The organism is Citrobacter sp. Cpo089, assembly GCF_030332695.1.
In the GTDB taxonomy this organism is placed as follows: Bacteria; Pseudomonadota; Gammaproteobacteria; order Enterobacterales; family Enterobacteriaceae; genus Citrobacter; species Citrobacter portucalensis.
On record NZ_JAOWHJ010000058.1, the window covers coordinates 52037 to 63008 of the forward strand.

8 protein-coding genes, 1 tRNA gene and 1 pseudogene (1 of these 10 only partly in view) are annotated in these 10972 nt (G+C 53.0%); 8 read left to right on the plus strand and 2 right to left on the minus strand.

The window, feature by feature from the left end; genetic code table 11:
- Positions 1–89: 89 nt before the first annotated feature.
- The 4 genes from mutY to OGX92_RS12950 all read left to right on the plus strand — a co-directional run bounded on the left by mutY (position 90) and on the right by OGX92_RS12950 (position 4078).
- Entirely contained in the window at positions 90–1142 is a 1053-nt protein-coding gene (gene mutY / locus OGX92_RS12935) for an A/G-specific adenine glycosylase (RefSeq protein ID WP_063941016.1), read from the plus strand.
- Positions 1143–1169: 27 nt separating this feature from the next.
- Entirely contained in the window at positions 1170–1439 is a 270-nt protein-coding gene (locus OGX92_RS12940) for an oxidative damage protection protein (RefSeq protein ID WP_003027126.1), read from the plus strand.
- An 86-nt stretch (positions 1440–1525) separates the two neighbouring features.
- Positions 1526–2611: a membrane-bound lytic murein transglycosylase MltC gene (mltC, locus tag OGX92_RS12945; RefSeq protein WP_008785777.1), complete on the plus strand. Its 1086-nt coding sequence runs from the start codon at positions 1526–1528 to the stop codon at positions 2609–2611.
- 210 nt (positions 2612–2821) lie between these two features.
- A complete protein-coding gene (locus OGX92_RS12950) occupies positions 2822–4078 on the plus strand; it encodes a nucleoside permease (RefSeq protein ID WP_008785778.1) in 1257 nt (418 codons plus the stop codon).
- A gap of 52 nt (positions 4079–4130) precedes the next feature.
- Here OGX92_RS12950 and OGX92_RS12955 read toward each other — a convergent pair whose 3' ends face one another.
- Entirely contained in the window at positions 4131–6266 is a 2136-nt protein-coding gene (locus tag OGX92_RS12955; protein WP_063941015.1) for an ornithine decarboxylase, read from the minus strand.
- Positions 6267–6734: 468 nt separating this feature from the next.
- Here OGX92_RS12955 and OGX92_RS12960 point away from each other — a divergent pair, with 468 nt between their 5' ends.
- The 3 genes from OGX92_RS12960 (at position 6735) to OGX92_RS12970 (ending at position 9046) form a co-directional block, all read left to right on the plus strand.
- A complete protein-coding gene (locus tag OGX92_RS12960) occupies positions 6735–7442 on the plus strand; it encodes a DUF554 domain-containing protein (protein ID WP_003825390.1) in 708 nt (235 codons plus the stop codon).
- Positions 7443–7547: 105 nt separating this feature from the next.
- Positions 7548–7623: transfer RNA gene (locus tag OGX92_RS12965), tRNA-Phe, on the plus strand.
- Positions 7624–7786: 163 nt separating this feature from the next.
- Positions 7787–9046 (plus strand): tyrosine-type recombinase/integrase, encoded by a 1260-nt coding sequence (locus OGX92_RS12970; protein WP_286586620.1) that lies wholly within the window; start codon positions 7787–7789, stop codon positions 9044–9046.
- Between the two features lie 193 nt (positions 9047–9239).
- On the opposite strand, the gene OGX92_RS12975 is transcribed toward OGX92_RS12970, so the two are convergent.
- Positions 9240–10124 (minus strand): integrase domain-containing protein, encoded by an 885-nt coding sequence (locus OGX92_RS12975; protein ID WP_164563211.1) that lies wholly within the window; start codon positions 10122–10124, stop codon positions 9240–9242.
- Between the two features lie 777 nt (positions 10125–10901).
- On the opposite strand from OGX92_RS12975, the pseudogene OGX92_RS12980 reads away from it, so the two are divergent.
- A pseudogene (locus OGX92_RS12980) lies at positions 10902–10972 on the plus strand (IS1-like element transposase) (its annotated part continues 224 nt past the right edge of the window); the annotation flags it as partial.

Here is a 10972-nt window from a genome sequence, read left to right on the forward strand (position 1 = left end):
AGGAAGAAAGTGAGCAGCGGAAAGTTCCGGTTTACACCCCGTTGCCGCTGTGCTGCAATCTTGCCCCCGGCAATAATGAAACGGTAATCATGCAAGCGTCTCAATTTTCGGCTCAGGTTTTGAGCTGGTACGACAAATACGGGCGGAAAACGCTGCCCTGGCAAATTGACAAGACGCCTTACAAAGTATGGCTCTCTGAGGTAATGCTGCAACAAACTCAGGTTGCGACCGTTATCCCTTATTTTGAGCGCTTTATGGCGCGCTTCCCAACGGTAACGGATTTAGCCCATGCGCCGCTGGATGAAGTTCTGCATTTGTGGACCGGGCTGGGTTATTACGCCCGTGCGCGTAATCTGCATAAAGCCGCGCAGCAGGTTGTGACGCTGCATAGCGGTATATTTCCGCAAACCTTTGATGAAGTAGCCGCCCTACCTGGCGTCGGACGTTCAACCGCAGGCGCGATCCTTTCTCTCTCTCTGGGTCAGCATTTTCCGATTCTCGACGGTAACGTCAAACGCGTGCTGGCTCGCTGTTATGCTGTAAGCGGCTGGCCGGGTAAAAAAGAGGTCGAAAAGAAGCTGTGGGAGCTGAGCGAGCAAGTTACGCCGGCCCAGGGTGTTGAGCGTTTTAATCAGGCGATGATGGATTTAGGCGCAATGGTCTGTACGCGCTCAAAACCTAAATGTTCCCTGTGTCCGTTGGAAAATGGCTGTGTGGCGAGCGCCAATACAAGTTGGGCGCTGTATCCCGGTAAAAAGCCCAAACAGACGCTACCGGAACGAACGGGCTATTTTTTACTGATGCAGCATGATGACGAAGTGCTGCTTGCACAGCGACCGCCCAGCGGCTTATGGGGTGGTTTATACTGTTTTCCGCAGTTTGACGACGAAGATGGACTGCGCAACTGGCTGGCGCAACGACAAATTAACGCAGATAATCTGACCCAACTTAATGCGTTTCGCCATACCTTTAGCCATTTCCACTTAGATATTGTGCCTATGTGGCTTCCCGTGTCTTCATTCACCTCATGCATGGATGAAGGCAACGCGCTCTGGTATAACTTAGCGCAACCGCCGTCGGTCGGACTGGCGGCTCCCGTGGAGCGTTTGTTACAGCAATTACGTGCCGGTACACACGTTTAACGTACCGGACGATAGAGAGGACTTTTTATGAGCAGAACGATTTTTTGCACTTTCCTGCAACGCGAAGCAGAAGGCCAGGATTTTCAGCTGTACCCGGGCGATCTGGGAAAACGCATTTATAACGAGATTTCTAAAGAAGCATGGGCGCAATGGCAGCATAAACAGACCATGCTGATTAACGAGAAAAAACTCAATATGATGAACGTCGAACACCGTAAGTTACTGGAACAGGAGATGATTAACTTCCTGTTTGAAGGTAAGGATGTGCATATTGAAGGCTATACGCCAGAATCATAAGAACCGTTGCCGGATGGCGCTGCGCTTATCCGGCCTACGTTTTAATCTGGTCCTTGCAAACAACAAACACAACACGCACTCCCGGAATGATGAAAAAATTTCTCGCGCTTGCCGTTATTGCGCCGTTGCTCATCTCCTGTTCCAGTTCGACCAAAAAAGGCGATTCCTATAACGAAGCCTGGGTCAAGGATACCAACGGTTTTGATATTCTGATGGGGCAATTTGCCCATAATATTGAGAATTTGTGGGGATTTAAGGAAGTGCTGATTGCGGGTCCGAAGGACTACGTCAAGTATACCGATCAGTATCAAACCCGCAGCCACATCAACTTTGATGACGGTACGATAACCGTCGAGACCATTGCCGGGACAGATCCCGCCGGACACCTGCGTCGGGCGATTATCAAGACATTGCTGATGGGCGATGATCCGGGTTCTATCGACCTCTATTCCGATGTCGACGACATTAAGATTTCCAAAGAGCCATTCCTGTACGGACAGGTGGTTGATAATACCGGCCAGCCCATTCGTTGGGAGGGGCGTGCCACCAACTTTGCCAACTACCTGCTGCAAACACGACTTAAAAGCCGCAGCAATGGCCTGCGTATCATCTATAGCGTGACGATCAATCTGGTGCCGAACCACCTTGATAAGCGCGCGCATAAATACGTCGGTATGGTGCGTCAGGCTTCACGTAAGTACGGCGTCGACGAGTCGCTGATTCTGGCTATCATGCAAACCGAATCCTCGTTTAACCCGTATGCGGTGAGCCATGCCGATGCGCTGGGACTGATGCAGGTGGTACAGCACAGCGCCGGGAAAGATGTGTTCCGCTCGCAAGGGCGCTCAGGCACACCAAGCCGTAGCTTCTTGTTTGACCCGGCCAGCAACATTGATACCGGTACGGCCTATCTGGCAATGCTCAACAATGTCTATTTGGGTGGTATCGATAATCCGACCTCACGTCGCTATGCGGTAATCACCGCGTATAACGGCGGCGCGGGCAGCGTGCTGCGCGTGTTCTCGAACGATAAAATTCAGGCCGCGAATATCATTAACAGCATGTCTCCAGGTGACGTTTATCAAACGCTGACCACCCGACATCCCTCTGCTGAATCACGCCGATACCTTTACAAGGTCAATTCCGCACAAAAATCCTATCGACGCCGCTAATGTATTCCTCTTCAGCCCCCTAAAACGGGGGCCTGAAGCACCAAAAATGTTAACTCCATCACTCTTTTGCTTTGCAATCAGAAATTGTTTGCAAATATTTGTCACAGGTAACAAAAAAAGAGTGCCTCTCATTGATAGAATCACATCATATAGCCACGGCAAATGTGCCTTTTAAAACATTCATCCGCATTACGGTGTGAGGAAATTAACATGAATCTTAAGCTGCAGCTGAAAGTTCTCTCGTTTCTGCAGTTCTGCTTATGGGGTAGTTGGCTCACTACCCTCGGCTCCTATATGTTTGTCACCCTTAAATTCGATGGTGCATCCATTGGCGCGGTGTATAGCTCGCTGGGGATCGCCGCCGTGTTTATGCCAACGCTGTTAGGGATCGTGGCCGATAAATGGATCAGTGCGAAGTGGGTTTACGCCCTTTGCCACCTGGTCGGCGCAGGAACGCTGTTTGCCGCAGCCGAAGTCACCACGCCAGGGGCCATGTTCTTTGTGATCTTGCTTAACTCCCTGGCCTATATGCCAACACTGGGGCTAATCAACACCATCTCCTACTATCGCCTGCAATCTGCCGGGATGGATATCGTTACTGACTTCCCGCCAATTCGTATCTGGGGCACCATCGGCTTTATTCTGGCGATGTGGGCAGTGAGCTTCTCCGGCTTTGAACTGAGCCATATGCAGCTGTACATCGGTGCGACATTGTCCCTGGTACTGGTACTGTTCACCCTGACGCTGCCGCATATTCCGGTTGCCAATCAGCAGAAAAACCAGAGCTGGACATCAATGCTCGGTCTGGATGCTTTCGCGCTGTTTAAAAACAAGCGTATGGCGATTTTCTTCATCTTCTCAATGATGCTGGGCGCAGAGCTGCAGATTACCAATATGTTTGGTAACACCTTCCTGCACAGCTTCGATAACAACCCGCTGTTCTCCGGTAGCTTTATCGTGGAACACGCATCGGTGATGATGTCGATTTCACAGATTTCCGAGACGCTGTTTATCCTGACCATCCCGTTCTTCTTAAGCCGTTACGGTATTAAGAACGTGATGCTTATCAGTATTGTGGCGTGGATGCTGCGCTTCGGCCTGTTTGCCTACGGCGATCCAACGCCGTTCGGTACCGTGCTGCTGGTTCTGTCGATGATTGTTTACGGCTGCGCCTTCGACTTCTTCAACATCTCTGGTTCTGTGTTCGTGGAGAAAGAAGTACGCCCTGAAATCCGCGCCAGCGCACAGGGTATGTTCCTGATGATGACCAACGGCTTCGGTTGTATTCTGGGCGGACTGGTGAGCGGTAAAGTCGTTGAACACTATACGCTGAACGGTATTACCGACTGGCAGACCGTGTGGTTGATCTTCGCAGGTTACTCGCTGGTTCTGGCTTTTGCCTTCGTTGCGCTGTTTAAATACAAACACGTACGCGTTCCAGCAGGCACACAGACTATCGCGCACTAACGTTTACGCAGAGAAAAGCGGGTTACCAAAAGGTAACCCGCTTTTTTTGCGCTTACTTCACCACATATCCATACAGACGCTTAATACCGTCTGCATCCGTTTCACTGTAAACACCTTGCAGCTCCGGCGAGAAGCCTGGCAGCAGGTTTACGCCCTCTTCCAGCGCCAGAAAATATTGCTGTACCGCCCCACCCCATACTTCGCCCGGTACCACGCACAGCACGCCCGGAGGATAAGGCAGCGCACCTTCCGCCGCAATGCGGCCAGCTGCTTCACTAATCCGCACCAGTTCAACATCACCACGGATAAAAGCGCTGTTCGCATCCTGTGGGTTCATCGCCACGGCAGGTAAACTTTCCTGACGGAACATCGCTTTTTGCAGATCTTTCACATCAAAGCTGACGTACAGTGAGTGCATCTCCTGGCACAGTTCACGCAGGGTGTAATCCCGATAGCGTACCGGATACTTGTTGAAGATAGTGGGCAGCACATCTGCCAGCGGCGTATCGTCTTCAATATGCTGCTCAAACTGCGCCAGCATCGCCACCAGTTGCGCCAGTTTCTCTGCGCTTTCTGCCGGGGTCAGCAGGAACAGAATCGAGTTAAGGTCGCATTTCTCCGGCACGATGCCGTTTTCACGCAGGTAATGCGCCAGAATCGTCGCCGGAATACCAAACTCGGTATATTGCCCGGTTTGTGAGTCAATGCCCGGAGTGGTTAACAGCAGTTTGCAAGGGTCAACGAAATACTGGTCGCGCGCGTAGCCGGAAAAACCATGCCATTTAGCACCTGGTTCGAAGCTAAAGAAGCGACGCTCGCTGGCAATCACCTGCGTCGGATAGCTTTCCCACGGTTTGCCATCGACTACCGGGGGAACAAACGGCTGAATCATCTTACAGCGGGTAATAATCGCTTTACGGGCCTCAATGCCCAGCGTCACACACTCCGCCCACAGCCGACGACCGCTCTCGCCTTCATGGATTTTGGCGTTAACGTCCAGCGCCGCAAACAGCGGGTAAAACGGACTGGTAGAAGCATGCAGCATAAATGCATTATTCAGACGCTTATGCGGGCAGAACCGCGCCTGACCGCGAATATGGTTATCCTTTTTGTGGATCTGCGAGGTTTGCGAGAATCCGGCCTGCTGTTTGTGTACCGACTGGGTGACAAAGATCCCCGGATCGTTAGCATCGAGATCCAACAGCAGCGGTGACCCATCGGCCATCATCGGAATAAATTGTTCGTAGCCGACCCATGCTGAGTCAAACAGGATGTAATCACACAGATGACCGATCTTGTCGATCACCTGCCGGGCATTGTAGATCGTACCGTCATAAGTGCCGAGCTGAATGATCGCCAGACGGAACGGGCGCGGTTGTTCTGCCTTTTGCGGCGCAATATCACGAAGTTGCTGGCGCAGATACTCCTCATCAAAGCAGTGCTCGTCAATGCCGCCAATAAAGCCAAACGGATTACGCGCCGCTTCCAGATACACCGGCGTCGCACCCGCCTGGATCAGCGCACCGTGGTGGTTCGACTTATGGTTATTACGGTCAAATAGCACCAGATCGCCGCGCGTCAGCAGCGCATTGGTTACTACTTTATTGGCCGCAGAGGTCCCGTTCAGCACAAAGTAGGTTTTATCCGCGTGGAAAACTTTCGCAGCAAATTTCTGCGCATGTTTCGCCGAGCCTTCATGAATCAGCAGATCGCCAAGCTTAACGTCGGCGTTGCACATATCCGCGCGAAACAGATTCTCACCAAAGAACTCGTAGAAATGGCGCCCCGCGGGATGCTTTTTAAAGAACTCACCGTGTTGATGTCCTGGGCAGGCAAATGTGCTGTTCCCCATCTCGACATACTGAGTCAACGTGTCATAGAACGGCGGCAGCAAATCTTCTTCATACTGACAGGCAGCAGACTCCAGCTCCAGCCAGTCCTGCGCCTGACCGCGAATGACCGCATTCACGCCCGCCGGCAGATCAACATCCGACTCTGCGAACAGAAACACGGGTATATGAAAACCGGTGCGTTTCAGCAAAGCAAGGATCCCGCTGCGGCTATCCGCAACGGTAATGACGACTGCCGCAACGTCAGTAAAATCAGTACTGTCCAGCGACACCACCTGACGATGGCTGGACAGACGAGAAACCAGTTCTCCACTGGCGGCAATTTTCATTGATTTCATAAGCGCAATAACCCGTTTCGGGAAAATCAAAAGTCCCGGACAAAGCCACATTGCTTTGCCCACGAAATGACAGGTCAAACTGGTTACCAGCCCCGACCGCCAGACATCAGTAAAAGCAGATAGCCTCTGATTTTACTGTTATCCTGCAGTGAGCGTGCGCTGCCCTCACCGCATGGTGGGAGCGTAAAGATAAGTCGCAGGAAGGGGCAAACGTCGCGCAAAAAGGCGATGTTGAAGGCGATGTAGGGGGAGTAATATCATCCCAGGCAGCCCCATTCAGACAGGAGAAAATTCGCGCAATCATGGCACCTTTCACTTTCAGGCGCAAGATAAAATCCGGAGCCTGAACCTCACAGATAAACAAGCATTTCGCCTGTCAATCGCGGCATAATAATGCAATCTGAAAACATATTTTACCCAGAGAATTGCCTTTAGCATCAAGACGATAATGGGTATGCAGGAGCAAACGTGGTAATTGGACCCTTTATTAATGCTGGCGCCATTTTATTTGGTGGTGTTCTCGGCGCACTACTCAGCCAGCATTTACCGGAACGCATTCGTGCCTCCATGACCTCCATATTCGGACTGTGCTCTTTGGGAATTGGTATTTTGCTGGTTATCAAGTGCGCTAACCTACCGGTGATGGTCCTGGCTACGTTAGTCGGTGCATTAATTGGCGAGTTCTGTTATCTGGAAAAAGGGATCAATACCGCGGTTGCCAAAGCGCAGCAGCTTTTCACCCGGTCGGATGCCAACACCACACACGAATCCTTCATCCAGAGCTATGTGGCCATCATCGTGCTATTTTGCGCCAGTGGTACCGGGATCTTCGGGGCGATACATGAAGGGATGACCGGCGACCCGAATATTTTAATCGCGAAGTCGTTTCTTGATTTCTTCACGGCCATCATTTTTGCCTGTTCATTAGGTATCGCGGTATCGGCAATTTGTGTACCAATGCTGGCAATCCAGCTAACGCTTGCCACCTGCGCAGCACTTATTTTGCCCCTGACGACGCCAGCCATGATGGCCGATTTCAGCGCCGTAGGTGGACTGCTGTTGTTGGCAACCGGTTTACGTATTTGTGGAATCAAAATGTTTGCGGTTGTGAATATGCTTCCTGCCCTTCTGCTGGCAATGCCGCTTTCCGCCGCGTGGACGGCATTTTTTGCCTGAGAATGCGTGCAATAGCAACAATGTGGTGATAGATTGTGCAGTCTGCGTTGATTTGAAGAAATTTCGTTGACGAAACGAAGCGAATCGGTTTTAATGCGCCTCGTTGCCCGGATAGCTCAGTCGGTAGAGCAGGGGATTGAAAATCCCCGTGTCCTTGGTTCGATTCCGAGTCCGGGCACCAAAATTTAGTTTCATGGCGTTCTTATAAGTCCTGAAACGCTAGAAAATCAGTAAGTTAAAGAAACCTGATGGTACTGAAAAGTTCCGTCAGGTTTTTTGACATCCAGAATTTTTGGGGGCTTAATTGGGGGCCTGTTGGTTCGATAAACTCTGGAGCCCCCGCGATGCCACTCACCGATACCGCCATCCGTAATGCAAAGCCCATCGACAAACCTTACAAGCTCAGTGACGCGCAGGGTCTTTACCTGCTGATTAAGCCCAACGGCTCTAAACTCTGGCAACTCAAGTACCGCTTTGGCGGCAAGGAGAAGAAGCTGGCGTTTGGCGCTTACCCGACCGTTACGCTGGCGAATGCGCGTAAGCTGCGTGAAGAGGCTCGCGCCGTACTCAGCGCAGGCGACGATCCGGGGGTGAAAAAACAGCAAGAGAAGCAGGCAAAGAAAAGCAGTAATACCTTTGAAGAGATCGCCCGTAAATGGGTGGCAGGCAATATCCGCTGGACTGAGGCGCACGCAGCCAAAGCTCTGCGCTCGCTTGAGCTGCACGTATTTCCGCTGATTGGCAAAATCCCCGTTACCGACCTGAAAACCGCCGATCTGCTGATCCCGCTGCGGGTGGCGGAGAGAAAGGGCAATCTGGAGACCGCCGCGCGGATCCAGCAGCGCACCACGGCGATCATGCGTTATGCGGTGCAGGAAAGCCTGATCGCCAGCAATCCGGCCAACGATCTTACCGGCGCTATCGCGCCGCCGCCGAAAAATCACTACCCCGCCCTGCCGCTGGAGAAAATGCCGGAGTTGCTGGAGCGCTTCGAGAACTATTCTGGCAGGCTGTTAACCCGTCTGGCGGTACAGCTTAACCTGCTGATCTTTATTCGCTCCAGCGAGTTGCGCTTTGCCCGCTGGACGGAGATCGATCTGGATGGCGCAATGTGGACTATCCCCGCCGAGCGTGAGCCGATCCCAGACGTGCGCTATTCAGAGCGCGGCGCGAAGATGAAAACGCCGCATCTGGTGCCGCTGTCAAAACAGGCGGTGACGGTGCTGAAACAGTTAAAACTGCTGTCTGGCAACAGCGAGTTGCTGTTTCCCGGCGACCACGATCCGCGTAAGCCGATGAGTGAAAACACCATCAATAAGGCGCTGCGGGTGATGGGCTACGACACAAAGGTGGACGTGTGCGGTCACGGCTTCCGCACGATGGCCTGTAGCGCGCTGATCGAGTCCGGGCGCTGGTCGAAAGACGCCGTGGAGCGGCAGATGAGCCATCAGGAACGTAACAACGTTCGTGCTGCGTATATCCACAAGGCGGAGCACCTCGACGAGCGCACGCAGATGATGCAGTGGTGGTCGGACTATCTTGATGCCTGTCGGCAGAAGTTTGTTGCGCCATATCGGTATGACAGGCAGATTCAGGTAGCCTGAGCACACTAATAAACCATGCAGGAAAGCAGATCTCAGCGGATCTGCTTTTTTATTTGCACCAGCCCCAAATCCATTGATCTGCGCCAGTTCCTGCCCTTTCAGCTCTTTGGCCTTTTCCGGTCTGGCGCTGTTACCCTTAACGTTCCTTTACCCTTCGGCCTTTTGCTTTTCATGATTGCACCAGAACAGGAAATTATTCCTCTTCTTCCCGTCGCCCGTAAACCTGCACCACATACCGCCCGCGTCCGTCGCCGTGGCCCAAATCCATCGCCGTCAGCGCCAGCGCTTCCCGGTGACTGAATCCCTGCGCCAGATAGTGGCAGAGCGCATCCTGCGTCCACGCGTAGCGCAATGAATGCGGGGTATAAACCCCCGTCAGCCCGGCCTTCGCGATTTCTTTGCGCCAGTAATTCATCGCTTTCTGGAGATTAGGCCGGTCAATCAGCCTACCGTTACGTTGCTCTGCGACAGATAAGGCGTTATCCAGCGCTTTTTTCACTGCGCCAGTATCCTGAATAATAGTTTCACGGGGACGATGCCCTTTAGTGCCAAACACCACCGTCAGCCGGGTTTCGCCGCGCTCCAACGCCTGTTTCCACGTTTTCAATGACTGACAACACTGTACCGCTTCCTGCGAGCGCAGCCCCATCAGCCTTGCCAGTTCCAGCGTCGCCGCCAGCCCTGCGTCTTTGTCGCGGACGGCTTCCAGTACCTTACTGTAATACTCCGGCGTGATAGCCCGGTTGGTGCCGTTACGGGATGCGCCAGCCAGCCCCAATGATTTATTGGTCAGGCGCTCATGCTCTGCCACCTGCTTGCGTCCGGCCTGTTGCAGCACGCCACGCAGCGCGGCCATTTCGTTTTGTAGCGTCCGTTTACCGATCTCCTGCGCCAGTCGCGTCTGAATATAGTATTCGATATGGCGAACCCTGATCTGCTCCACTCGCTGGATCTGGATATTCAGCGAGCGTAAATAGCGGCTGAACCGCTGCACAATATGAATGCGGTCATCCACCGTTTTAAAACTGCCGCCCGCTTTTTTCGCCAGCGCCTTCATTTCACTACCCAATTTGCCCATAGCTCCCCCTTGCCGCTGTTAAAAAGCACAATCTGGCCCCGGCGTATGCTGTGTGGCTGCGCCAGAACGATACCTTCACGCCGGGGTGGCAGGTTGTTGAGGTGTAGGGAGTTTCAGACTGTACGCGGTACAGGCTGCCTGCGTGAGCAGGAAATTCTCCGGGGCGTCATGCCCCCCTCGGTATCGATCTTTTTCTCCTTTTCTGAACCGACAGCGACCTGAAAACGGTGTGTCAGTGCGGGGGATTGAGGGCGCAGGCCAGATTTTCCGTGGCTTGCGTCGGCGTGGTGGAACGGCGTCACTTGCGCCCGCGTTGCGGGACTCAAGTGACGCCCGGTCAGGTGTCGTGCTCTGAGAAGGCACATTCTGGTACAGGTTTACGGCCACTCGGCAGCAAATGCCTTGCGGCAATGCAGGCCGCAGCCCGTAACGTAAAGGGCGCTAGTGTGTCAGCAGGTGCAGGATTTACCGGAAAGTTTCCGGCTCGGTGCAGCATTGACCAGAGATCTGGCGCAGGTAAAAGGCGCTGAAATTCAGCAGGTGTAAGTGAGCCGTGAAATCGGGTGATTTCCGGTTGGGTGGAATGACAGCCGATGAACTGGCGCAGTGAAGGAATGTATCTGAGCCTCCGTCGCGATGTTCTGCGACCCGGTGTTTGCAGAGGTCTGCACCGGTAAAGGGATCAACCGTCCTGACGGAACAGGTGCTTCTTTCAGGTTGCGGGTGATGCTGCCAACTTACTGATTTAGTGTATGATGGTGTTTTTGAGGTGCTCCAGTGGCTTCTGTTTCTATCAGCTGTCCCTCCTGTTCAGCTACTGACGGGGTGGTGCGTAACGGCAAAAGCAC

Excerpts from the sequence above, each read along its gene's own strand:
- OGX92_RS12940 (WP_003027126.1), top strand. The coding sequence starts at position 1,170 with ATGAGCAGAACGATTTTTTGCACTTTCCTGCAACGCGAAGCAGAAGGC.
- OGX92_RS12950 (WP_008785778.1), top strand. The coding sequence starts at position 2,822 with ATGAATCTTAAGCTGCAGCTGAAAGTTCTCTCGTTTCTGCAGTTCTGC.
- OGX92_RS12970 (WP_286586620.1), top strand. The coding sequence starts at position 7,787 with ATGCCACTCACCGATACCGCCATCCGTAATGCAAAGCCCATCGACAAA.
- OGX92_RS12975 (WP_164563211.1), bottom strand. The coding sequence starts at position 10,124 with ATGGGCAAATTGGGTAGTGAAATGAAGGCGCTGGCGAAAAAAGCGGGC.
- mutY (WP_063941016.1), top strand. The coding sequence starts at position 90 with ATGCAAGCGTCTCAATTTTCGGCTCAGGTTTTGAGCTGGTACGACAAA.
- mltC (WP_008785777.1), top strand. The coding sequence starts at position 1,526 with ATGATGAAAAAATTTCTCGCGCTTGCCGTTATTGCGCCGTTGCTCATC.
- OGX92_RS12955 (WP_063941015.1), bottom strand. The coding sequence starts at position 6,266 with ATGAAATCAATGAAAATTGCCGCCAGTGGAGAACTGGTTTCTCGTCTG.